Source organism: Aeromonas sp. s1(2024) (genome assembly GCF_040908005.1).
GTDB classification, from domain to species: domain Bacteria; phylum Pseudomonadota; class Gammaproteobacteria; order Enterobacterales; family Aeromonadaceae; genus Aeromonas; species Aeromonas caviae.
In genome coordinates, this window is record NZ_JBFOCW010000032.1 from 36,561 (window position 1) to 60,158 (window position 23,598).

The following is a 23,598-nucleotide window of genomic DNA, read 5'->3' on the forward strand; positions in this document are numbered from 1 at the left end:
CGGCTGTTGGTTGTACCGTTAACGGTCGGCCTAGCGTTTTCGCAGCAGGCGCAGGGCGTTGGCGGTGACCAGGGCGGTGGCGCCGGTGTCGGCCAGCACCGCAATCCACAGGCCGGTGATGCCGAGCAGGCTGGTGACCAGGAAGATGGCCTTGAGCCCCAGCGCCAGCGCGATGTTCTGGTGGATGTTGGCCAGCGCCGCGCGGGAGAGCCGGATCATGGCGGCGACCCCGCCGAGCTGGTTGTGGGTCAGCGCCGCATCGGCGGTCTCCAGCGCCACGTCGGTGCCACCTCCCATGGCGATGCCGATGCTGGCCCGCTTCATGGCCGGGGCGTCGTTGATGCCGTCGCCGATCATCGCGACTTTCTGGTTGAGGCCGAGCTTGGCGATCTCATCGACCTTGCCCTCCGGCAGCAGGCCGGCGCGCCAGCCCATGCCGAGCTCGCCGGCGATCGCCTCGGCGGCGCGGGGGTTGTCACCGGTCAGCATGATGCTCTTGAGACCAAGCTCGCTCAGCTCTTGCAGCGCCGCAGCCGCCTCCGGCCGGATCTGGTCGCGCAGGGCCAGCAGGGCGGCCGGGGCGGCGTTGGGCTGACCGAGCACCACCACTGTCTTGCCTTGCTGCTCCAGGGTGGCGACCCGGGCCAGCATCGCCGCATCCAGGGTGGCGACCCGGCTCGGTGCCAGCAGCTGCCAGAGGACTCCGTCGATGCGACCCTCTACCCCCATGCCGGGCAGGGCGCGCAGATCCTGGGCCGCCGCCAGGGCAAGACCCCGCTTCCCTGCCGCCGTCACCACGGCGCGGGCCAGCGGGTGGTGGGAGCCCTGTTCGATGGCGGCCGCCAGTGCCAGCAGGTCGGCCTCAGGCTGGCCATTGAGGCTCACCAGTTCGGTCAGCTGCGGCTTGCCCAGGGTCAGGGTGCCGGTCTTGTCAAAGGCCAGGGTATCGATGTGGGCGAGGCGCTCCAGGGCGGCGCCCCCCTTGATGAGAGCCCCCTGCCGGGTGGCTGCCGCCAGCGCCGAGGTGACCGCCGCCGGGGTGGAGATGACCAGGGCGCAGGGGCAACCGATCAGCAGCAGCGCCAGCCCGCGATAGACCCACTCGTCCCAGCTCTGGCCGAAGGCGAGCGGCGGTACCAGCACCACCAGCAGGGCGACCAGCATCATGGCCGGGGTATACCAGCGACTGAAGCGGTCGATGAAGCGCTCGATGGGGGCGCGCTGGGTCTCGGCCTCCTCGATGAGATGCAGGATGCGGTCGATGGCGTTGTTGCCGGGTTCGGACACCACCTCGAGGCGCAGCACCCGATCCGCCGCCAGACTGCCGGCGGGGACCTTGTCACCCCGGCGGCGCTCCACCGGGATGGATTCGCCGGTCAGGGCGCTCTCGTCAAAGGCGCCGAGGGGGTCGAGCAGGCGGGCATCGGCGGCCAGGCGGGCACCCGGGGCGATTTCGATGATGTCGCCGGGGCGCAGCTGGTCGGCAGCGACCTCTTCGCGCACCTCGCCCTCGGCAGTGGTGCGGATGCGCAGCGCCTTGTCGGGCACCAGCGCCATCAGGGCGGTGACCCCGGCGCGGGCGCGGCCAGCAGCGTAGGCCTCCAGATGTTCGCCCAGCATGAACAGCAGCAGCACCATGGCCGCTTCGGCGGTTTCACCGAGGAACAGGGCCCCCACGGCGGCGACCGTCATCAGGGTCTCGATGGCGAAGGGAGAGCCGCTTCTGGTCAGTGCCCACGCCTTGCGGGAGATGGGCCACAGTCCCCAGAGGGTGGCCAGGGTAAAGAGCGGCTGACCTAGCTGGGCCGGCAGCAGGGCCGCCACCCCCATCAGGCCGGCCAGCGACAGGGGCTGCCAGTATTTGCCGAGCAGGTTACTGACCCTCTGCATCAGCGGGCTGCGGCCCGGTTCGCTGCGAGCCGTGTTCTGAGCTCCCCCTTTGAGCTGGAAGCCGGCGGCCAGCACGGCGGCGGTAACGGGGTCGGGGGAGAGGCCGGGGGCCAGATCCACCACCAGCTTCTCGGTGGCGAACAGCACCCGAGCCTGCTGTACGCCCTCCACCCGGCTGACGGCGGTCTCTATCTTGCGGGCACAGCTGGGACAATCCATGCCCAGCACCTGCCAGCTATGGCGGCGGCTGTTCTGCTCGGGGGGCGTCAGCGGCGGCTCGGTCGCGGCGGCCGTGTGGGCGTGCCCCTGCTCATGATGATCGTGGTCGTGGTCGTGGGCTGTGTCGGTGGCGCAAGCGCCTCTGGGGGGCTCTTCATCACCCGGGCCGTCTGCGCCACTTTGCCCCTGATGATCGTGGCGGGTCGGGTTGGCGACACCACTGGCCTGTGCCCCGTTGTCGCAGCAGTGGCTGGTGTGGCTGTGCCCGGCCTCTGGGGTGGCGGCCTTGCTGACGGCCTTGATGGGGGCGGCGGCGTGTTGATGGCTGCAGCAGGATTTGCTCATGATGCGTTCCTCTTGAGGGATCCCGCCCCTGCGGGATCCTGGATGACTGCGCCGAGTGTAAACCTTGGTGTAAAGTCCAAGGTCAAGCCCTCTTCTCCTCTTTGTCCGGGTCCATGTCAGTGGCCGCTGATCTGCCTCTGGAGCAGGAGGGATGCAAAGGGATGCCAAATCCCTTTCATTAGCGGGTGTTTGTCATCCCGTGGCGGGCCTATACTGGGGACCCTGGATCCCACATCAATCATCAAGGACCTAACATGAGCAATACCGTCACCCTGCAAGGCAACCCCGTCTCCGTCTCCGGCCACTTCCCCGTTGCCGGTGAGCAGGCCAAGCCCTTCTCCCTGGTTGCTGGCGATCTGTCCGATGCGACCCTGGCGACCTTCGCCGGCAAGCGCAAGATCCTGAACATCTTCCCGAGCGTCGACACCCCGACCTGCGCCACTTCCGTGCGCAAGTTCAACGAGCAGGCAAGCGCCCTGAACAACACCGTCGTGCTGTGCATCTCCGCCGACCTGCCGTTCGCCCAGGCCCGTTTCTGCGGCGCCGAGGGTCTGGACAAGGTGGTGAACCTCTCCACCCTGCGTGGCGTCTCCTTCCTGCAGGACTACGGCGTGGCCTTCTCCTCCGGCCCGCTGGTGGGTCTGGCTGCCCGTGCCATCGTGGTACTGGATGAGCACGACAAGGTGCTGCACAGCGAGCTGGTGGCCGAAGTCGCCGACGAGCCGAACTACGCCGCCGCCCTGGCCGTTCTGTAAGTCGCGCCACAGGCTGATTGCCTGACGGCCTGCCCCGTTCACACGGGGCAGGCCGTTTTTATTGCGCTCCCGAACCTTTTACTTATGGGGTGGGTCTGGCTAGACTTCGCCTCCACATCCTCGTTCAGCCTGTATCTGCGATCCCCATGACGTTTGACGAACTCGCCCTTGACCCAGCCCTGTTGCCCCTGCTGCCCGCAGCGCTGGAAAAACCGACCCCCATTCAGCAGCTAGCCATTCCTGCTGCCTTGTCAGGACGGGATCTGCTTGCCCTGGCCAGGACCGGCAGTGGCAAGACCCTGGCATTCGGCCTGCCGTTGCTGCAGAGGCTGGACGCAGCCAGCGACCGGGTACAGGGATTGGTACTGGTCCCCACCCGGGAGCTGGCAAGCCAGGTGAGCGCCGCCCTGCAGGAGATTGCCGACGGGTTGGGGGTGCGCCTTCTGACCCTGTGTGGCGGGGTGGCCCAGGAGTGGCAGGAGCGGGAACTGGCTCTCGGCCCCCAACTGCTGGTGGCGACCCCCGGACGGTTGCGGGACTTGCTGGCCCAGCAGACGCTGGGGCTGGGTGCCCTGCGCATGCTGGTGCTGGATGAAGCGGATCGCCTGCTGGAGATGGGGTTCTGGCCCGACATCCAGTGGCTGATGAAGGCGATGCCGGAGGCGCGGCAGCAGATGCTCTTCTCCGCCACCTTGCCGGTCGAGCTGGAGAGCCTGGCCTCGGGCCTGCTGCAGGATCCGGTGCGCATCGAGGCCGAGCTGCTCAACAGCCTGGTGAACGACATCGAGGAGCGGCTCTATCTGGTCAACAGGAGCAGCAAGGTGCCTGCGCTGATCGCCCTGCTGGAGGCCGGAGAGTGGCCCCAGGTGCTGGTCTTCATCAGTGCCAGGGACGACGCGGACGGGGTGGCCAAGAAACTCGCCAGGGCTGGCATGACGGTGGCAGCCCTGCACGGAAACAAGGATCAGGCCACGCGGGAGCAGGCGCTGGCGGATTTCAAGGAGGGCAGGGTGCGGGTGCTGGTGGCCACGGATCTGATGGCGCGCGGCATCCACGTGGAGGCATTGCCGGTGGTGATCAATCTGGATCTGCCGGAGCATGCGCCCGTCTACGTGCATCGTATCGGTCGTACCGCCCGTGCCGGGCAGAGCGGTCTGGCCATCTCCCTTACCTGCCACGGTGATGGGGAGGCGCTCGAGGGGATCCGGGCCCTGACCGGTCGGCCCCTGCCCCTGGCGGCGCTGGCAGGTTTCCCGGTGACCGACAAACCCGCCAGCGGGGAGAGCAAACGGGCGCCAAGAGACAAGCAGGCGAACCGTCGCACCCAGGGCAAGCGCAGCATCAAGCAGTTCAAGGGCAAATCCTGAGACGGACTTCTTGCCCCCGGCGGGAGCCTGTCGTCGTGAAGGAGAGGAGAGATCGGCAGCGCGCCCGGGGGCGCGCCAAACTACACGGCAAGGGGGTCAGTCGTGGAACTGGTTGATCAGGCGGGAGAGGTTTTGCAACCGCTCCACCAGCAGGGTGATGCCATCGAGGGCTTGACGGCTGTTGTCCGCGGTGTGGCTCGCCAGTTGGTGGATCTGGTGGATCCCCTGATCCAGGGTGCTGGTGACATCCGCCTGCTGGCTCACCGCCTGGGCTATCTCGTCGCTGGTGTGGGTCACCCGGGCCAGCATCCGGTTGATCTGGTCGAGCACCTCGGCGGTGGCCCCCATGTGCTGCTGGCAGAGCACTGATGTCTGGGCCCCCTGCTCCATGCCATCGGACAGTTGCCGGGTGCTCTGTTGCAGCGCCCCTATCATGTCGCTTATCTCGCCGGTGGAACTGCGGGTCTTCTGGGCCAGGGCCCGTATCTCGTCGGCCACCACCGCAAAGCCGCGCCCCTGTTCACCGGCCCGTGCCGCCTCGATGGCCGCATTGAGGGAGAGCAGGTTGGTCTGATCCGCAATCTGCCCGATCACCTCCAGAATGCCGTTGATCTTCTGGCTGTCCTGGGTCAGGCGCGCCAGCACGCCCTGGCTGGCGTCCAGCTCCTGATGAAGCCTGTCGACCGAATCCCGGGTGGTGGCCAGCGCCTGCTGACCACTGGCGGACACCTGCTGGACCTCGCCCACCAGCGCATTGGCCTGGTGGGCATTGTCAGCCACATCGCGGATGGACTGGCTCATCTGGGTGATGGCCGCCGCCAGTTGCTCGCTCTGGGCCCGCTGCTGTTGCAGGTGGGTGTCTATGGTCTGGATATGCCCCCTGTCATCCTCCGCCGCCTGCAGGATCTGTTGGTTGGTGTCCGCGCTGCGACCCACCACGGCGCGCAGCTCCGCCTTCTTCATGCGCAGCAGCAGTTCAAGGGCGGCCAGGCTGTCCTGACGCCTGGCATAGAGTACCTGGCAAAGGGCGCTGCCCTGCTCCTCGCCCGCCATGGCCAGCAGTCTGGCCAGCCGCCGTTGCAGATGCCAGCCATGCCCCATCTGGGCCAGCAAGCAGAGCAGGGTGATGACGCCCCACCCCGGCTGGCCGGTGACCAGACTGGCCCCCATGCCGAGCAGGGCGGTGCCAGAGAGCAGCAGACACAGCTGCCCCGGCTCCAGGGTCAGCCGGGTTAGCCAGGGCAGTGCCTTGCCGTCACGGATCCGGGCATAGAGCTGCTCTGCCCAGGCGATGTCGTGATCCTGGGGACGGGTGCGGACAGACTGGTATTCGATGATCTGCTGCTGATCGTTGAGAATCGGCGTGACGTAGGCGTTGACCCAGTAGAACTGACCACTCTTGGCGCGGTTCTTTACCAGCCCCATCCAGCTCTTTCCTTGTTGCAGGCGGCGCCACATGTCGGCGAACGCGGCCTTGGGCATGTCGGGGTGGCGGACCAGATTGTGGGGCTCCCCTTCCATTTCGGTCGCGCTGTAGCCCGCCACATCGCAAAAGTGCTGGTTGGCATAAGTGATGTGACTGGCGGGATCCGTGGTCGAGATCAGTGAGATGTGATCGGGGAAACGGATCTCCCCTTCGTGCCGGGTTGTGGTCATGTGCGCATCCTGAATGAGCCAAGTAACTGATAAAGTTATTTTTTATATTTGTGATTGTTACGGCGTCATTGTAGATGCGGACTGTTACACCACCTTGGCTTGGGTCAATAAATCAACACGGGAAAGGCTGAAAAAAGTCGTAGATGGCGGGCTCAGCCGCGGGGAGTGAAGTCGTGGATCTCCCCCGTCCTCGGTTTGAAGCGGGGGTCATTGTCTTCTGCGCTGGCGACCCAGGCCATGGCCTGGCAGAAACTCTCCTGCTTGGCGAAGGCATCCCGGGCCTGATCGATGGCTCGTTCGGCATTGCGCCGATCCATCTTGCTGGCCTTGCGGTCGCTGAACTGCTTCTGCTGGCTCAACATCCATTCGAGGAAGGCCTGGCGGCATTCGGTTTCATCGGCGGCCTTGGCGGGAAGGGCAACAAACAGGGCAATCAGGAGCAGAGCACGCATGGCAGGATCGGATCACGGGGTTGATGAATGAAAAGAGGCGGCATTTTATGCCGGGAACTTGAACAGGAACAGTGTCAGGAGGGGTCAGATGTCCCGACCCCTCCCCGGACTCAGTGTTTGACGAGGTAGAGCTGACGGCTGTAGGCCACGTCTTCCGGGTTGTTGATGGGATACCCCTTGAGCCAGGGCTTGATGAGCCGGGCATTGGTGTACTGGTAGATGGGGGCGATGGGGGCCTCCTTCTGCAAGATGGCCTCGGCCTCATCGAACAGGCGGGCCCGCTCTGTGGGCTCCTGACTGTTGGCCGCCTGCGCCAGCAGCTTGTCGTAAGCCGGGTTGGCGAACCGGGCCATGTTGCCGCTGTGGCCCGATCCCCAGAGCCCGAGGAAGGCGGAGGGGTCGTTGTAATCGGCGACCCAGGAGGAGCGGATCACCTCGAACTGGCCACTTTGACGGCTGTCGAGATAGGTTTTCCACTCCTGGTTGGTGAGCTCGACCCGGGCCCCCAGCTTCTGTTTCCACAGGTTGGCGATGGCCAGCGCCATCTTCTTGTGAATTTCCGCCGTGTTGTAGAGCAGGGTCAGCCTGAGGGGATTGCTTGGGCCGTAGCCCGCTTCTTTCAGCAGGGATCTGGCACGCTCGTCCAGCGCCTGCTGACTGCTGGTGGAGAGCAGATTGGGCTTGGGGTCGAAGCCGGCGGTCACGTCCGGGGTGAAGTGGTAGGCCGGTTTCTCTCCGGTGCCCAGCACCTTGTCGGCAATCAGGCCCCTGTCGATGGTGTAGGAGAGCGCCTGGCGAACCCGAACATCATTGAGGGGCGGGCGCTGGGTGTTGAAGGCGTAGTAGTAGGTGCCGAGCTGTTCCGGGGTATAGACCTCCCCCGGGATCTGGGCCATCAGGCTCTGGTACTGCTCCTTGGGGAAGGATTCGGTGATGTGCAGATCCCCGGCCAGATAGCGGTGTGTGGCCGCGCTCTCCTGGTTGATGGGCACGAAGGTGACGCGGGTCAGCACCGTGTGGGCGCGATCCCAGTAGTAGGGATTGGGCGTCAGCTCCAGTTTCTCGTTCACCACCCGGTGACTCAACACGAAGGCGCCGTTGCCCACCAGCTTGCCGGGCTGGGTCCACTGGTTGCCATATTGTTCCATGCTGGCCTGGTGCAGGGGCGACAGGCTGGGATGGGTCAGCAGGCTCAGGAAATAGGGCACCGGCTGGGAGAGGGTCACCTTCAGGGTATGGTCATCGACGGCCTCCACCCCGAGCGCATCGGGGGCCAGCTTGCCTGCCACTATGTCGTCCACCTTGTCGAAGCGAGCGAGCTGGGCGAACCAGGCGAAAGTGGCGGCTTCCCTGGGGTCAACCAGCTTGCGCCAGCCATAGACGAAGTCGGCGGCGCGCACGGGGTCGCCGTTGGACCAGCGGGCATCCGGCCTCAGGTGGAAGGTGAATGTCTGGTTCCCCTCGTTGTCCCAGCTCGCGGCCACCCCGGGCAGCACCTTGCCGTCCGGCCCCTGGGTCAGCAGCCCCTCGTAAAGGTCTCTGAGGACCTGCAGCTCCGGCAATCCCACCAGCTTGAGAGGGCTCAGGCTCGCCGGTTCATCCTTGAGATGACGGACGACGGCCTGTTCAGCGGCGAGTGGGGTACCGGGCGGCACATCGGCGGCCTGGACGCAGGCACAGCCCAGCAGGGCCAGCAGGGGGCTCCATCCTTTCATGGTGAATCCTTCAAAATGTGTGAAGCGGGGAGAAAACTCGGCGAGAATGCATCGCCGGCAGATGGGAAATCATGATATCCCCTTTGCTGGTCAGACCGCCAGCATGAGTCCCATTGATATCCGATGCGGCTGTCAACGAAGGGGCGCCGTGAGCGCCAGGAAAAGGAGAGAATGATGAGAGCATGGATCTTGTTGGCCTGCGTGCTGAGCCAGGGCGCCTGGGCGTTGTCCCCGTGCGAGAAGAGCAGCCCGGTGGGAAGCTGGTGCGAGGTGAACATAGAGGCGCTGCACCCCACCCAGGGCGGCGTGGGGCAGTTGCAGGTGGATACCACTGCCCGGGAGCTGGCGGACAAGAGCGAGAAGCAGCTCGACAAGCTGATGAAAAAGAAAGAGATCCCCATCGTCATCGCGCCGGATGGGGGTTACTGGCTGGTGGACAGGCACCATCTGACCAAGGCGCTGTGGCAGCAGGGGGTGAAGCAGGTCAGGGTCAAGGTGATTGCACGGTTGCAGGACAGGGCCAATTTCTGGAGCCAGATGCAGAACAACCACTGGGCCTGGCTCAAGGATGAACGGGGTCAACCCCTGACTCCCGAGCAGTTGCCCGGCCATATCGGTGAATTGCCGGATTACCCCTACCGCACCCTGGCGGGGCTGTTGCAGGATGCGGGCTACTTCAGCAAGAAGGATCAGGTCTACTTCGTCGAGTTTGCCTGGGCCAGCTGGCTCGGCCAGCAGATGGCCTGGCAGCCGATCGATGAGGTCAACCTCGCAGATCGCCTCGCCGAAGCCAAACGGCTGGCGTGCAGCAGCAAGGCGTCGGATCTGCCTGGTTACCCCGGCAAGCAGTGTCGCGTCAATCAGCCCAGAACGGCGGGTTGAGGGATCCTGCACAAAGGGTCTGGTTGATATTTGTTCTCGATTGGCCATGATACAAACTCCACTCGTGTCGGCAAAGGAGAGGAACATGGAACATCAGAACTGGCAACGTTACATGCTGGAGGCGGAGAACGCCCTTGGCATGGGGGCTCTGGGCACGGCGATCTGCCTCTATCAGCAGGCCCTGGGGGAAGTGTATGAGCTGGCCTCCGGGGATCTGGACGAACTGGCCAGCATGCGGGTCGCCACCTGTCACCGCATGGCCGATTTCTGGCGTGCCATGGAAGAGCCCGCCTATGAACTGCGCTACCTCAAGCTCGCCTCCGAGCTGGTCACCGCCCTGGTGCCCCAGTGCCCCAACCGTGAGTGCGAATCCCTCATCAGCGAGCTGGGCTGCTGCCGCGCCGCCCTGCTCTCCTTCTTGAAGCGCCACCCCAATCCGGAGATTGCCCGGCTTATCCAGGTGCAGGACAGGGTGCAGGGCTGCGAGCTGATAGGCCGGTTCCGTCTCAACTAAGTTCAGCGCCGTTTTTGCAGCTTGCTGGCGATGCGGTTTTGCGCCTCTTCCCCTTGCAGGGCCTGGGCGAAGGCGCGCGCTTCCAGGTCGATGACGAAATGCACCGCCTGTTTGAGCTCCTGCTTGAGCAGCGCCTTGCTCTTCTGGAGCGCCATCGGCGGCTTGGCCGCCAGTTTCAGTCCCTGCTCCCGAGCGAAGGGGAGCAGGTCCGCCGGGGCCAGCACCCGGTTGGCGAGCCCGAGACGCAGCGCCTCTTCCCCATCGATGGCCTCTGCCAGCAGCAACAGCTCCGCCGCCTTGAGGTGACCGACGGCGCGTGGCAGCAGCAGGCTGGCGGCAAACTCCGGCACCAGTCCCAGCTCGACGAAAGGCAGCTGCAGCCGGGCGTTGTCACCCAGATAGACCAGGTCGCAGTGCAGCAGCAGTGTGGTGCCGATGCCGACTGCCGGGCCGCCCACGGCGGCGATCACCGGTTTGGGGAAGTCGGCCAGGGTGTGCAGAAATTGCAGGATGGGGTCGTCCGGCTCAAGGGCGTGCTTGCCAACAAAGTCGGCCAGATCGTTGCCGGCGGTGAAGCACCCCGCCTGGCCCTGCAACAGCAGCACATGGACCTCTTCGTCCCGGGCGGCCTGGCGCAGTGCGTCGGTCAGCGCCAGATACGTTTCCGTGTTGAGGGCATTGCGCTTTTCCGGTCGATTGAAGGTCAGGGTGAGCAAGCCGTCCTGCTGTTCGGCCAGAATTGTGAGGGCCATGTCTGAATCCTTGTTGTCGGGGGCTGTCAAAAGCTTGCCACAGGGGTAAGCTTTGTCTCGTTTAACAACATCATAAAAGGATTTCAACCATGTTTAAACGTGCGTTTTATTCCACCATGGCACTGCTTCTGGCCGCCCCGGCCCTGGCCAAGGTCGACGCAGTCGATGGTTATGTGCGCCTGCTGCCCCCTGGCTCGCCGAACACAGCGGCGTTCATGGTGCTCAGGAACGATGGGGACAAACCGGTGAAACTGGTGGCGGGAGCGTCTCCTGAGGCGGGCCGTGTCGAGCTGCACACCCATTTGCACGAGAACGGCGTCATGAAGATGCGCCAGGTGGAGAGTATCGAGATCCCGGCCAAGGGGGAGGCCGTGCTCAAGCCCGGCAGCCTGCACATCATGTTGTTCGACATCCATACCCTGGCCCAGGGCACGCCCTTCCCGCTGACCCTGACCCTGGACGATGGGCAGACGCTGTCACTGAGCCTGCCCGTGAAGCCGGTCGAACCCATGAAAGGGATGAAGCACTGACATTTATGGACGCTTGTTCAGCTTTTTACTCTAGGTATTCCTTGCCCAGCGGGTAAAATGATGGCCTTTCCAGTCCAAAATGGAGCGAAGTGATGAAGAAGACCCTGATTGCCGGCACTGTGATGGCTCTGCTCAGCCATGGGGCCATGGCCGCCAATGACTGGCGTTTTGCGGCGGGTGCCGATCTGTGGAATGCCCAGGGAAGTGGCCAGGTCAGCAGCGTGGGTGCCGATGGCAGCTACGACGAGAACTACAACTGGAGCGGCTACCTGCAACTGGAGCACGGCATCCTGCTGCTGCCCAACGCCAAGTTTGAAATGTCCGACTTCAGCAGCAGCGGTGGCAGCTTCAACAACGATCTGCTGGCTTACGACCTGAGCCTCTACTATCGCCTGTTCAACAACGATCTGTTCCAGATCGATCTGGGTCTGACCGGTCGTCGCTACGACGGTGATTTCAACACCCAGCACTACTCCTATGACAAGGATGTGCTGATGGCCTACACCGGGGGTGAAGTACGCATCCCGGGGACCGGCTTTGCCGCCTTCGGTGATGCCCGCGTGCAGGATGCCGACAACTACGACTACCGTCTGGGCGGCTCCTACAAGTTCTCTTCCGTGCCGCTCAAGATCCGCGCCGGCTGGCGTGAGGCCGAGATGGACTTCGATCGCGTCGATCAGACCATCGACGGCTGGTTCATCGGTGGTGAATTCACCTTCTGATCTCCCTGAGGAGCACACATGGGCCACATCATAGTGACTGGCGCGGGGTCCGGACTGGGCCGCGCCCTGACCATAGGGCTGGTTGAACGCGGCCATCAGGTTTCCATGATGGGTCGCCGTTACCAGAAACTGCAGGAGCAGGAAGAGCTGCTCGGCAAGGCGGTGATCGGCATTGCCGCCGATCTCGCACACCACGAAGAGGTGGATGTCGCCTTTGCCGCTGCGGTGGAGTGGGGCGGTCTGCCCGACATGGTGATCCACTGTGCCGGTGTCGGCGAGTTCGGCCCGGTGGGTGTCTACACCGCCGAGCAGATCCGCCGGGTGGTGGAGAGCAATCTCATCTCCACCATACTGGTGGCCCAGCAGACGGTACGCCTCATCGGCGACAAGGGCGGGGTGCTGGCGAATGTGCTCTCCTCCGCCGCCCAGACCGGCAAGGCCAACGAGAGCCTCTATTGCGCCTCCAAATGGGGCATGCGCGGCTTTCTCGAATCCTTGCGGGCCGAGCTGAAGAGTGCTCCCCTGCGACTGGTGAACCTTTATCCGAGCGGGATCCGCAGCGAGTTCTGGGAGAATTCGGATCACGTGGATTCGAGTGGTTTCATGACGCCGGAAGACGCGGCAGCCTACATGCTGGATGCGCTGGCCGCGAGAAGCAGCTGCCATGTGACCGATCTCTTTATCGGTCGTAATGCCTGAAGCGCCGTGAACCGGCCCCGTCGCCAGATGACAAGGAAAAAAAGCGCGCCATTTGGCGCGCTTTTTCATTGATGTGCAGTGCTAAATTATCTGCTTGCCTGCCTCTCTTTACGCCGGGCCATCATGGATGTGAAGGCGGGTAAATTCAGTGCCGACATGGCACGGATGATTGATGATGCATCTCGGCACATATTATTTCCGAGTCGCATATTCCCGCAGGAAGGATGGAATCACCTGTTTTGGCTTCTTGCCAAGGGTCAGCAGCAATGCAAAGTCCGGGTCGATAATGCCATGCCGACACGCCAGCTCTTCCAACAAGGCAAGCCAGAGGTGGGCCGTCACCTCTGCATCCGCCAGGGCACGGTGAAACACCCCGTCATTGGGCAGGCTCCGGTATTGCACCAGGGTACCCAGCTTGTGATCCGGGGCATCGGGAAACAGGCGCCTCGATAGCAGCAGGGAACAGGCGAACTGGCCGCGGTATTGCGCCGGCAATCGCTCTATTTCCGCATCCAGAAAGCGCTTGTCGAAGGAGGCGTTGTGGGCGACCAGATTGTCATCACCGATAAAGTCGACGAAATCCGCCATCACCTCGTTACAGGGGGGAGCCTGTTTCAGCATGGCATTGCTGATCCCGGTATATTGCTCGATGAAGCTGCTCACGTTGAAGCCCGGATTCATCAATGCCGAGAAACGCTCACTGATATGGCCATCCTTGATTCTGACGGCACCGATCTCGATGGCTCTATCCCCTTGTCCGGGTGAAAGCCCTGTGGTCTCGAAGTCGAGCACGACAACGGTATTGGCTGAGGCGATGGACATAACTTCTCGGGCAAGCTCGGTAAAGAGCGCCAGTCTAGGAAATCAGCCGTGCCGTGTACAGGGCAATGCAGTTATCTCATTGGTTCACGCTGGAGACGCATTTTTGTGCATCATGGCTGAGAGCCATATAAAAAGCCCCGAGTGCCGTGGCACTCGGGGCTTTCCTATGAAAAGCGAAAGGCGGTGTCGCGTTATCAGCGACCCAGCTTGGCCTTGAGCATGGCAACGATCTCGCCGATGGCCACTTCCTGCTTCTCGCCGGAGCGGCGGCACTTGTACTCCACCACGCCGTTGTCGAGACCACGGTCACCGATGACGATGGCGTGGGGCACACCGATCAGCTCCATGTCGGCGAACATCACACCCGGGCGCTCCTTGCGGTCGTCAAACAGCACGTCCACACCGGCGGCTTTGAGCTCGGCGTAGAACTGCTGCGCCTGCTCGGCCACGCGCTCGGACTTGTGCATGTTCATCGGCACGATGGCCACTTCGAACGGGGCGATGGCATCCGGCCAGATGATGCCGTACTGGTCGTTGTTCTGCTCGATGGCCGCAGCCACCAGACGGGAAACCCCGATACCGTAGCAACCCATCTCCATGGTGACGGACTTGCCGCCTTCGTTCAGCACGCTCGCCTTCATCGCTTCGGAGTACTTGGTACCCAGCTGGAAGATGTGGCCCACTTCGATACCGCGCTTGAGCAGCAGCTTGCCCTGGCCGCACGGGCTCGGGTCGCCTTCCACCACGTTGCGCAGGTCGGCAACCTCAAAAGAGGTGATGTCGCGATCCCAGTTGGCACCGGTCAGGTGGAAACCGGTCTCGTTGGCGCCGCAAACAAAATCGCTCAGATGGGCGGCGCTGCGATCGACGATGATGCGACCGGCAAAGCCGACCGGGCCGATGGAGCCTGCATCGCAACCGGCGGCCGCTTTGATCTGCTCGTCATTGGCGAAGGTCAGCGGGTTAGCCACGCCAGAAAGCTTCTCGGCCTTGATTTCGTTCAGCTCGTGGTCGCCACGCAGTACCAGGGCGATGACGGCCTGTTTGCCGTGCTCGTCTTCCTCGGCCAGTACCAGCAGGGTCTTGGCGATGGCGGTCGGCGCCACGTTCAGGAAAGCGGCCACTTCGTCGATGGTGTGGACGGCCGGGGTGGCCACCTTGGTCAGGGCTTTGGTTGCGGCAGCGCGCTCGCCAGCCGGCGCCAGGGCTTCGGCCATCTCGATGTTGGCGGCGTAATCGGATGTATCGGAGAAGGCGATCAAGTCTTCACCGCTCTCGGCCAGCACCTGGAATTCGTGGGAGCCGGTGCCCCCGATGGAGCCGGTATCGGCCTGCACCGGGCGGAAGTTCAGACCCATGCGAGTGAAGGCGGTGCAGTAGGCCGCATGCATCTTCTCATAGGTATCGACCAGGGAGGCCTTGTCGATGTGGAAGGAGTAGGCATCCTTCATCAGGAATTCGCGGCCACGCATCACGCCGAAACGGGGGCGCACTTCATCGCGGAACTTGGTTTGGATCTGGTAGAGGTTCAGCGGCAGTTGCTTGTAGCTGTTCACTTCGTAACGGACCAGCGCGGTGATCACCTCTTCGTGGGTCGGACCCAGCACGAAGGGGCGGTTGTGACGGTCGGTCAGGCGGCACAGCTCGGGGCCGTAGTCATCCCAGCGGCCGGACTCCTGCCACAGCTCGGCGGGCTGTACCACCGGCATGGACACTTCGACGGCACCCGCATTGTTCATCTCTTCGCGGACGATGTTTTCAATCTTCTTCAGGACCCGCAGGCCGGTCGGCAGCCAGGCGTACATGCCGGAAGCGAGTTTGCGGATCATCCCGGCGCGCAGCATCAGCTGGTGGCTGACAACTTCAGCGTCGGAGGGGGTTTCCTTGAGAGTGGAAAGCAGATATTGGCTGGTACGCATCGCGGTAGACCTTCGCTAGTTCGGGCGGCTTGGCCCTGGAAAATTTCAAGTGCGGAATTTTAACAGGCGAAGCCCCCCGGCCCAAGGGCTAAATTCAGCGGCGCTGGGGGGAGGGCGGGGGCCTTGCCCCGTCCGCACTAGACCCGAAATTGCGACAGCAACTGCTGTTGCTGCTGGCTGGCCTGATGGAGGGAGGAGGCCAGTTGCAGGCACTCCTGGGCTTCCTGTTCGCCCGTCTGGGCCTGCAGGCTGATATCCGAAACCTTGCCCGTGGTGTGCCCCAGGGTGTGGGAGAGCTGGCTGGTCGCCTCTGCCACCTGTTGCACCATGTCGGCGAGCTGATCGATGGCCTCTTCTACCTTGAACAGGATCTGCTTGGTGTTGTCGGAGTCCGCCATACCCGATTCCACGGTTTTCAGGTTGCGTTGCATCATCAGATAAGCCTGCTCTGTCTGCTGCTGGATGCTGTTGATCACGTCCGTTATCTCGGCACTGGAGGTGGCGGTGCGATTGGCCAGGGTGCGCACCTCGTCGGCCACCACGGCAAAACCGCGCCCCATCTCGCCCGCCCGGGCGGCTTCGATGGCGGCATTGAGTGCCAGCAGGTTGGTCTGCTCCGAGATATTGCTGATGGTGGAGATGATCTGGCCAATCTGCCCTGCCTGCTCCTTGAGGGCGTTGATGGCGGTGGCACATTCACCCACCTCCATGACCACCCGCTGCATGCCGGCGGTGGCGGAGGAGACATACTGGCTGCTTTGCGTGGTGAGCTGGCGCACCTCGTTGGCGTTGTGTGCCGCCAGGTTGCAGTTGTCCGAGATGGTGGTGGCCACCTGCACCATCTGCTCGCTGTCGTGGTGCAGCGCCTGGGCATGCGCTGCGGTCTGGCGGCTGCTCTGGCTGATGGCCTGGACCCGGTTGACCGAGGTGTGCACGTGCTGGTTGATGTGCTGGTTGTTGTCCATGGTGGCGCTGATCATTTTCTGCAGCTTCTCGATGAAGCGATCCACGCTGCCGGCCAGGGAGCCAATCTCGTCGTCGCGTGAGAGGTTGATGCGGGCATTGAGATCTCCCTCCCCGGCGGCGATGTCCTGCATGCGCTTGTCGACCTGGAGTAGCGGACGAACAATGGTGCGTACCAGCCAGAAGCCGCAGCAGGTGACGATCAGCAGGCTGAGCAGCAAGCCCCCCAGGATGAGTCCCCTGGTGTAGTCGATGATGGCGTTGAGCTGGTGAACCTGATCCTCGACGGTGGCGTCCCCCTGGGCCTCGACCTCGACCAGAGCCAGCCTGAGCTGGTCGGCACTGTGTTCGTAACGGGCCAGCTGGTTCTGATAAGCGCTCAGGGCTGTGGTCCATTCACGGATCAGGCGGGCATTGTCGGCTTGCAGGGCACGATACTGGGTGGAGAGCATTTGGCCTGCAAACTCCCCGTCGCCGGGCACATCGAACTGGCCGGTTGCCAGCATGCCGTCAACCGCGTCCTGATAGAAGCGGGTGGCTTGTGCCAGCTCGGCCTGGATGGCAGGAGTAGGGCCTTCGCTCTGCATCTTCTCCAGCGCATAGAGCTGGCGCAGGAATCCGATGTTGGCCTCCATGCCGCCATCGGCCGCTTGCCAGCGGGTCGCAAGGCCGCCGTTCCAGCTGATGGCCTGATCCGGTGAGCGGGTGAGGCTCTCGACGGCCTCGTCACCGATCACCTCCAGCCTGGTCGAGAGGCGTGACATGCGTTCAGAACTGGCACGCAGCGCCTCATCGGCGCTCGTGAAGGTGCGATAGAGGGTCAGCAGCTGTGCCTGCTCTTGCTGATAGGTCTGCTCATGCTGCTTCAGCGTGGTGATGGCCGCCGCATCGATGAGCCCGCCTTGCTCCACCCGGTGCAAAGCGTCGCTGGCCGCCTCTTTTGCCCGTTGCAGCTCCGGTGCGTCGAGGGGGATCCCCGAAAGCATTTTCTGGATATAGAGCGACTGGTTGCCGAGTTCGATGGAGCCCTCCATGGCACCATCTGCCGTCTGCCAGGCGGCACCCAGGACGTAGGAGAGCAGATCAGCCAGCCGCTGGCTGCCATACCAGCCGATCGCCCCCATGCCCAGGGTGCAGCCGAGCAGAATGGTGAGTCCGAGGTTGGATGTGGTGACGATTTTCATGATTCAAGCCTTCCCTGGTGCCGAACAAGACCATTTCAGTGTTCAATCAATGACGAAGATGTGCCATCCCCGATGGAAAATAAAGTGACAGACTGTGTTCTGAACGAGGGAAATGGCCGGGTATGAAGAGCTGGTCATCCCATGATCTGCATGGACCTATGCTGGATACTTATCCAGTTATTCTTTATGCTATGACCCAATTTGCGAGAGTCTGCGTGGCGAGGAAAAGAACATGATCGGTCGCTTGAGAGGCGTCATCATCGAGAAGCAACCCCCCGAGGTGTTGCTGGAAGTCGGAGGGGTGGGATATGAGGTTCATATGCCCATGAGCTGCTTCTATGATCTGCCCGAACTCGGGAAAGAGGCCGTCATTCACACCCACTTCGTGGTGCGTGAAGATGCCCAGCTGCTCTACGGCTTCAACCACAAGCAGGAGCGGGCGCTGTTTCGCGAGCTGATCAAGACCAACGGGGTCGGCCCCAAGCTGGCACTGGCCATTCTCTCCGGCATGACGGCCACCCAGTTTGTGATGAGCGTTGAGCGCGAGGAGATAAGCTCCCTGGTCAAGTTGCCCGGCGTGGGCAAGAAGACCGCCGAGCGCCTGGTGGTGGAGATGAAAGACCGCCTCAAGGGCTGGGTCAGCCACGATCTCTTCTCCCCGGCCGAAATCACCCTGCCCGCGAAAGAGAGCCCGCTGCGTGCCCCGGATGCGAGCGAGGAAGCGGCCAGTGCACTGGTGGCCCTCGGCTACAAGCCGCAGCAGGCCAGCCAGATCGTCAGCAAGGTGGCCGCCGACGGCATGTCGGTAGAGGAGATCATTCGTGAATCCCTGCGCAGCCTGGTGTGAGGTAGACAATGATTGAAGCGGATCGCCTCATCTCGGCCGGTGCCGCCCGTGAGGACGAGATCATCGATCGGGCCATCCGGCCCAGAAAGCTGGCCGATTACACCGGACAGGATCACGTCTGCGATCAGATGGAGATCTTCATCGAGGCCGCCCGCCAGCGCGGGGAGGCCCTCGATCATCTGCTGATCTTCGGGCCTCCCGGCCTTGGCAAGACCACGCTAGCCAACATCGTCGCCAACGAGATGGGGGTCAACATCAAGACCACCTCGGGCCCCGTGCTGGAGAAGGCCGGCGATCTGGCGGCGCTCCTCACCAACCTGGAACCGAACGATGTGCTCTTCATCGACGAGATCCACCGTCTCAGCCCGGTGGTGGAGGAGGTGCTCTACCCGGCCATGGAGGATTATCAGCTCGACATCATGATAGGGGAGGGGCCGGCGGCCCGCTCCATCAAGCTCGATCTCCCTCCCTTCACCCTGATCGGTGCCACCACCCGGGCCGGCTCCCTCACCAGCCCCCTGCGTGACCGGTTTGGCATCGTGCAGCGCCTCGAGTTTTACAACGTCAAGGACCTGACCGACATCGTCTCTCGCAGCGCCCGCTGCCTCGGGCTCGACATGACGGAAGACGGCGCTCTCGAGGTAGCCCGTCGCTCCCGGGGGACACCGCGCATTGCTAACCGTTTGTTAAGGCGGGTACGAGATTTTGCCCAGGTGAAGTCTGACGGGCGAATTGACGGACCCATTGCGGCCCGTGCTATGGACATGCTGGACGTGGACAATGAAGGTTTCGACTTCATGGATCGCAAGCTATTGTTGGCCGTCATCGACAAGTTTATGGGGGGGCCAGTCGGGCTCGACAACCTGGCCGCCGCCATCGGTGAGGAGAAGGACACCATAGAAGACGTGCTGGAACCTTATCTGATCCAGCAAGGCTATCTGCAACGTACACCCAGAGGGCGGATCGCAACTCAGAGAGCCTACGCACACTTTGGCCTGGAACGACCGGCAGATCAGTAGACGTTGCGATATGAACCAAAAAGCCGCCCTTGAGGCGGCTTTTTGTTTTGCAGGCAAAAAAAAGCCCACGGCACAGGCGGTGGGCAAAGACAATTCAGGATGGATGTTCACAGACAGTGAGCGCGTCTGCAGACCGGTCGGGAAAAAACAGAGGAGCCGTCGCGAGGCTTCAGAGTCGGTTCATTTGATAGAGTTGAACGAAAGAAAGCTTGTAGTAACGGATGGTCTTGGCAACAAACTTTTTCATCATTAATCCCAACAAACAGGTTCGAAATGTTCATCGAATACGTACCGGGAACCCGGAATGACCGGCCTGTATTCAGAGGTATGCCCTCACTGCGAGGCGCATTGTAGGAGCTCTTTACGGGTGGGACAAACAAGAAAATCTATGGGCTTCTGATTAGATAAACTAATGATTTTGGTAGGAGTGCCAATCCGCATAAACATGTGTTTTTACTGGGTTTAAATTGATTTTTGGATGAGCCTGGCCATTTATTGAAATAATCGAGACGCGAGGGCTTTATTTCCGTGGTTGCGTATTTGTTTAACAGAATTGAAACTATTTTGGTTGGTCATAAAATTGATTTAAATCAATTATTTACGACTTATCGTTTTTTGTGATGAAGCTCCCATAATTAATGGGGAAAGCCCTATAAGTTACCTTGAAAAAACATGTATTGAGGGTGGTTTTACATTGATTTCAATCAAATAAAGGTGATATAAAACAGCGATCATTATAGGCGGGAATAGAACCCTGGTTATTGTTTATTAGATGTTAAACATTAGCTTTTTTTGTTCCTGTATATTGCCTTGTTGTTAATGTGGTGGCAGTCGAATCCGGTCAGTCCGCGAGGGGTGACCGACCGTTCGGGGACTTCCAATGGAAGCTTTGTCCTTAAAACTTAAAATAGCCGTGCCAATAATCGGTGAGGAAACATCATGATTGCTGAGCATGTGGTAGACCTATCGCGGTTCCAATTTGCTGCGACGGCCCTTTATCACTTCCTGTTTGTACCCTTGACGCTGGGGATGGCCTTCATCCTGGCGATCATGGAGTCTGTCTATGTGATGACCAACAACACAGTGTACCGGGACATGACCAAGTTCTGGGGCAAGTTGTTTGGTATCAACTTTGCCCTCGGGGTTACCACCGGGCTCACCATGGAGTTTCAGTTCGGTACCAACTGGGCTTACTACTCCCACTATGTCGGCGACATCTTCGGGGCCCCGCTGGCCATCGAAGGCTTGATGGCCTTCTTCCTGGAGTCCACCTTCGTCGGTATGTTCTTCTTCGGTTGGGATCGTCTCAGCAAGCGCCAGCACCTGGCGGCTACCTGGCTGATGGCGCTCGGGACCAACCTCTCCGCACTGTGGATCCTGGTCGCCAACGGCTGGATGCAGAACCCGGTGGGTGCCGAGTTCAACTTCGAATCCATGCGCATGGAGATGGTGAGCTTCGCCGACCTGGTGTTCAACCCGGTTGCACAGGTCAAGTTCGTCCACACCGTGGCGGCAGGCTATACCACGGGTGCCATGTTCGTGCTCGGGATCTCCTCCTATTACCTGCTGAAGAATCGTGATGTGGCGTTCGCTCGTCGCTCCTTCGCCATCGCGGCCGCGTTCGGCATGGCCTCCATCCTCTCCGTGCTGGTGCTGGGTGACGAGTCCGGCTACGAGACCGGGGAAGTGCAGAAGGTGAAACTGGCGGCCATCGAGGCCGAGTGGAACACGGAGCCGGCTCCGGCATCCTTCACCCTGTTCGGGATCCCGAACCAGGAGGAGATGCGCACCGACTACGCCATCAAGATCCCCTATGCCCTCGGCATCATCGCCACCCGTTCCCTCGACGGTCAGGTGACTGGTCTCAAGGATCTCAAGAGCGAGCATGAGCTGCGCGTGCGCAACGGCATGACCGCCTACGACCTGCTGACCAAGCTGCAATCCGGTGACAAGTCCGACGATACCCGCGCCCGCTTCGACGAAGTGAAGCAGGATCTGGGCTACGGTCTGCTGCTCAAGCGTTACACCCCCAACGTGACCGACGCCACCGACGAGCAGATCAAGGCTGCCGTGGATGACTCCATCCCGCAGGTACTGCCGCTGTTCTTCGCCTTCCGCATCATGGTTGCCTGCGGCATCCTGATGCTGGTGCTGATCGGTCTGGCCTTCTATGACAGCACCCGCCACAAGATCGGCGAGCGCAAGTGGCTGCTCAAGGCGCTGCTGTACGGCATTCCGCTGCCCTGGATCGCCATCGAGGCTGGCTGGTTTGTCGCTGAGTATGGTCGTCAACCCTGGACCATCGCCGAGATGCTGCCGACTTATGTCTCTGCATCCAACATTCCTGCGTCCGAGATCTGGTTCTCTCTGATCGGGATCTTCCTGTTCTACACAGTACTGCTGATCATCGAGATGTACCTGATGTTCAAGTATGCGCGCCTGGGCCCAAGCAGCCTGAAGACGGGCAAGTACCACTTCGAACAGAGCAAGGCATAAGGAGAGTGACCCATGTTTGATTACGAACTGTTGCGTCTGGTCTGGTGGGTGCTGGTCGGCGTGCTGCTGATCGGGTTTGCCATCACCGACGGTTTCGATATGGGGGTGGGCGCCCTGCTCCCCTTCGTCGGCAAGAAGGATGTGGAGCGTCGCGTGATGCTCAACACCATGGGGCCGCACTGGGAAGGCAACCAGGTCTGGCTGGTGACCGCCGGTGGAGCCCTGTTCGCCGCCTGGCCCATGGTCTATGCGGCGGCCTTCTCCGGCTTCTACATCGCCATGATCCTGACCTTGATGGCGCTGTTCTTCCGTCCGGTCGGCTTCAAGTACCGCTCCCTGCAGGAAGACGCCAAGTGGCGCTCCAACTGGGACTGGGCTCTGTTTGCCGGTAGCGCCATTCCCCCTGTTATCTTCGGGGTGGCGTTCGGCAACCTGCTGCAGGGTGTACCGTTCAGCTTCAACCAGTTCCTGATGATGACCTATCACGGCAACTTCTTCGGCCTGCTCAATCCGTTCGGTCTGCTGGCCGGTCTGGTGAGCCTCTTCATGATCATCACCCAGGGTGCAACCTGGCTGATGATGAAGACCGAAGGTGAAGTGCTGGCGCGCTCTCGCACCGCCGCCATGATCTTCTCCCTGCTGACCCTGGTGCTGTTCGCCCTGGCCGGTGTCTGGGTGAGCGGCATGGATGGTTATGTGATTGTGGGCTCCGTCGCCACCGACGCCGTCACCAACCCCCTTCACAAGGAAGTGGTGGTGCAGGCCGGTGCTTGGATGCAGAACTACAACCTCTATCCCTGGATGATTGCCGCACCCGTGCTGGGTCTGGTGATGTGTCTGCTGACCGCCGTGGCGGCCAAGCTGGACAAGGGTTGGGTGGCGTTCCTGTTCTCCTCCCTGGCCATCGCCGGCATCATCCTGACCGCGGGCTTCTCCATGTTCCCGTTCGTGATGCCTTCGAGCCTCGAGCCGTCCCAGAGCCTGACCATGTGGGATTCCACCGCCTCCTTCAACACCCTCAAGGTGATGACGGTAGTCGCAGTCGTCTTCGTGCCGACCGTGCTGGCTTACACCATCTGGACCTACATCAAGATGTTCGGCCGGGTGAGTAACAAGCACATCGAAGACAACCAACAATCGCTCTACTAAGAAGGTGCCCTGATATGTGGTATTTCACCTGGATCCTGGGGCTGCTGCTGGCCTGTGCGTTTGGGATTATCAATGCGCTCTGGCTGGAGCACACCGAGAACCTGGATCGTCAGATTGATGAAGACAAGTGACAGGCTCGCCCGGCTGGCCGCTCCTCTGGAGCGCCAGCCATGGCAAGGTCTGATGCTGCTGGCGGCGGCCCTGCTGGCTGTCGCCATCTTGCAGGCGCCCAACCTGGTCGCGGCCAATACCAGTGAGCACGGCCTCTGGCTTGCGCCCTGGCTGATGTGGGCGGTCTGTTGCGGTGTCATGCATGGACTGGGGTTTCACCCGCGCAGCCTGGTGGGTCGCGTGCTGTTCTTCCCCTGGCTCGCCCTGCCCAGCCTGCTCTGCGGGCTCTGGCTGACCAGCAGCTACTACCTGCCATAAATGATGAAGGAGGTCGGCATGAGCCCACCTCCTTCTTCTTTTTTGAGGGGCGTGCCGTCGCCCGGTCAGAGCGACAGAACCTCGCTCGTCACGCCGCTCGCAGCCACTTCTCTTTTCCGCTTTTCTTGCGATGCTGACAGCCCTGTGGTCTTCGGCCTGTCGGCGCCGCAGCACACCATAAAAAACAGGGAGAGAGGGGATTTCCCTGTCTCCCCCTGCTTCTTTCCTATTCAGCCCTGCGCTATGATAGCCCCCCATCTGACTGTCGAATG

The 23,598-nt window shown here is 61.9% G+C and carries 22 protein-coding genes; 14 read left to right on the forward strand and 8 right to left on the reverse strand.

The features are described from left to right. Positions 1–30 precede the first annotated feature (30 nt). On the reverse strand, positions 31–2,454 hold the full coding sequence (locus AB5Y70_RS07700; protein WP_223954840.1) for a zinc/cadmium/mercury/lead-transporting ATPase: 2,424 nt from the start codon (positions 2,452–2,454) through the stop codon (positions 31–33). A 254-nt stretch (positions 2,455–2,708) separates the two neighbouring features. On the opposite strand from AB5Y70_RS07700, the gene tpx reads away from it, so the two are divergent. Together tpx and AB5Y70_RS07710 are read left to right on the forward strand one after the other, a co-directional pair. After that, positions 2,709–3,209: a thiol peroxidase gene (tpx, locus tag AB5Y70_RS07705; RefSeq protein WP_010672853.1), complete on the forward strand. Its 501-nt coding sequence runs from the start codon at positions 2,709–2,711 to the stop codon at positions 3,207–3,209. Positions 3,210–3,355: 146 nt separating this feature from the next. Further along, a complete protein-coding gene (locus AB5Y70_RS07710) occupies positions 3,356–4,576 on the forward strand; it encodes a DEAD/DEAH box helicase (protein WP_043155843.1) in 1,221 nt (406 codons plus the stop codon). A 96-nt stretch (positions 4,577–4,672) separates the two neighbouring features. On the opposite strand, the gene AB5Y70_RS07715 is transcribed toward AB5Y70_RS07710, so the two are convergent. The 3 genes from AB5Y70_RS07715 to AB5Y70_RS07725 form a co-directional block, all read right to left on the reverse strand. Beyond that, positions 4,673–6,232 carry a PAS domain-containing methyl-accepting chemotaxis protein gene (locus AB5Y70_RS07715; RefSeq protein ID WP_042864414.1) on the reverse strand — a complete coding sequence of 520 codons (1,560 nt, stop codon included), beginning with the start codon at positions 6,230–6,232 and terminating at the stop codon, positions 4,673–4,675. A gap of 152 nt (positions 6,233–6,384) precedes the next feature. Continuing rightward, positions 6,385–6,684, reverse strand: a complete 300-nt coding sequence (locus AB5Y70_RS07720; RefSeq protein WP_049635948.1) for a hypothetical protein — start codon at positions 6,682–6,684, stop codon at positions 6,385–6,387. A gap of 110 nt (positions 6,685–6,794) precedes the next feature. Beyond that, positions 6,795–8,399: an ABC transporter substrate-binding protein gene (locus tag AB5Y70_RS07725; protein WP_049635947.1), complete on the reverse strand. Its 1,605-nt coding sequence runs from the start codon at positions 8,397–8,399 to the stop codon at positions 6,795–6,797. A gap of 174 nt (positions 8,400–8,573) precedes the next feature. Here AB5Y70_RS07725 and AB5Y70_RS07730 point away from each other — a divergent pair, with 174 nt between their 5' ends. Further along, positions 8,574–9,281, forward strand: coding sequence for a ParB-like protein (locus AB5Y70_RS07730; protein ID WP_010672858.1), 708 nt, complete (start codon positions 8,574–8,576; stop codon positions 9,279–9,281). An 85-nt stretch (positions 9,282–9,366) separates the two neighbouring features. Further along, positions 9,367–9,795: a DUF2753 family protein gene (locus AB5Y70_RS07735; RefSeq protein ID WP_010672859.1), complete on the forward strand. Its 429-nt coding sequence runs from the start codon at positions 9,367–9,369 to the stop codon at positions 9,793–9,795. A 2-nt stretch (positions 9,796–9,797) separates the two neighbouring features. On the opposite strand, the gene AB5Y70_RS07740 is transcribed toward AB5Y70_RS07735, so the two are convergent. Beyond that, positions 9,798–10,547 carry an enoyl-CoA hydratase-related protein gene (locus tag AB5Y70_RS07740; RefSeq protein ID WP_049635946.1) on the reverse strand — a complete coding sequence of 250 codons (750 nt, stop codon included), beginning with the start codon at positions 10,545–10,547 and terminating at the stop codon, positions 9,798–9,800. Positions 10,548–10,636: 89 nt separating this feature from the next. Here AB5Y70_RS07740 and AB5Y70_RS07745 point away from each other — a divergent pair, with 89 nt between their 5' ends. The 3 genes from AB5Y70_RS07745 (at position 10,637) to AB5Y70_RS07755 (ending at position 12,498) form a co-directional block, all read left to right on the forward strand. Next, positions 10,637–11,077 carry a copper chaperone PCu(A)C gene (locus AB5Y70_RS07745; protein WP_039039478.1) on the forward strand — a complete coding sequence of 147 codons (441 nt, stop codon included), beginning with the start codon at positions 10,637–10,639 and terminating at the stop codon, positions 11,075–11,077. 92 nt (positions 11,078–11,169) lie between these two features. Then, the gene (locus AB5Y70_RS07750) at positions 11,170–11,799 is read left to right on the forward strand and encodes a TIGR04219 family outer membrane beta-barrel protein (protein ID WP_049635945.1); all 630 of its coding nucleotides are present in this window, start codon (positions 11,170–11,172) and stop codon (positions 11,797–11,799) included. Positions 11,800–11,817: 18 nt separating this feature from the next. Then, positions 11,818–12,498 carry an SDR family oxidoreductase gene (locus AB5Y70_RS07755; protein ID WP_045523363.1) on the forward strand — a complete coding sequence of 227 codons (681 nt, stop codon included), beginning with the start codon at positions 11,818–11,820 and terminating at the stop codon, positions 12,496–12,498. Positions 12,499–12,690: 192 nt separating this feature from the next. On the opposite strand, the gene AB5Y70_RS07760 is transcribed toward AB5Y70_RS07755, so the two are convergent. The 3 genes from AB5Y70_RS07760 to AB5Y70_RS07770 all read right to left on the reverse strand — a co-directional run bounded on the left by AB5Y70_RS07760 (position 12,691) and on the right by AB5Y70_RS07770 (position 17,386). Further along, complete coding sequence (locus AB5Y70_RS07760; RefSeq protein ID WP_049635944.1) at positions 12,691–13,320, reverse strand: PolC-type DNA polymerase III; 630 nt, start codon at positions 13,318–13,320, stop codon at positions 12,691–12,693. 194 nt (positions 13,321–13,514) lie between these two features. Continuing rightward, positions 13,515–15,239: a proline--tRNA ligase gene (locus tag AB5Y70_RS07765; RefSeq protein ID WP_049635943.1), complete on the reverse strand. Its 1,725-nt coding sequence runs from the start codon at positions 15,237–15,239 to the stop codon at positions 13,515–13,517. Between the two features lie 137 nt (positions 15,240–15,376). Then, complete coding sequence (locus AB5Y70_RS07770; protein WP_049635942.1) at positions 15,377–17,386, reverse strand: methyl-accepting chemotaxis protein; 2,010 nt, start codon at positions 17,384–17,386, stop codon at positions 15,377–15,379. Between the two features lie 232 nt (positions 17,387–17,618). Between AB5Y70_RS07770 and ruvA the strand changes: the two genes are divergently transcribed. The 7 genes from ruvA to AB5Y70_RS07805 all read left to right on the forward strand — a co-directional run bounded on the left by ruvA (position 17,619) and on the right by AB5Y70_RS07805 (position 23,326). Beyond that, the gene (gene ruvA / locus AB5Y70_RS07775) at positions 17,619–18,233 is read left to right on the forward strand and encodes a Holliday junction branch migration protein RuvA (RefSeq protein WP_010672867.1); all 615 of its coding nucleotides are present in this window, start codon (positions 17,619–17,621) and stop codon (positions 18,231–18,233) included. Between the two features lie 8 nt (positions 18,234–18,241). Beyond that, positions 18,242–19,252, forward strand: coding sequence for a Holliday junction branch migration DNA helicase RuvB (gene ruvB, locus AB5Y70_RS07780; RefSeq protein WP_041211014.1), 1,011 nt, complete (start codon positions 18,242–18,244; stop codon positions 19,250–19,252). A 10-nt stretch (positions 19,253–19,262) separates the two neighbouring features. After that, positions 19,263–19,505, forward strand: coding sequence for a hypothetical protein (locus tag AB5Y70_RS07785; protein ID WP_029313687.1), 243 nt, complete (start codon positions 19,263–19,265; stop codon positions 19,503–19,505). Positions 19,506–20,191: 686 nt separating this feature from the next. Beyond that, positions 20,192–21,748, forward strand: a complete 1,557-nt coding sequence (locus AB5Y70_RS07790; RefSeq protein WP_010672869.1) for a cytochrome ubiquinol oxidase subunit I — start codon at positions 20,192–20,194, stop codon at positions 21,746–21,748. Positions 21,749–21,760: 12 nt separating this feature from the next. Next, positions 21,761–22,897, forward strand: coding sequence for a cytochrome d ubiquinol oxidase subunit II (cydB, locus tag AB5Y70_RS07795; RefSeq protein WP_010672870.1), 1,137 nt, complete (start codon positions 21,761–21,763; stop codon positions 22,895–22,897). 14 nt (positions 22,898–22,911) lie between these two features. Further along, complete coding sequence (gene cydX, locus AB5Y70_RS07800; protein WP_005331536.1) at positions 22,912–23,028, forward strand: cytochrome bd-I oxidase subunit CydX; 117 nt, start codon at positions 22,912–22,914, stop codon at positions 23,026–23,028. Next, positions 23,015–23,326, forward strand: coding sequence for a cyd operon YbgE family protein (locus AB5Y70_RS07805; protein WP_039039483.1), 312 nt, complete (start codon positions 23,015–23,017; stop codon positions 23,324–23,326). The genes cydX and AB5Y70_RS07805 overlap by 14 nt, the downstream gene beginning before the upstream one ends. Positions 23,327–23,598 lie beyond the last annotated feature (272 nt).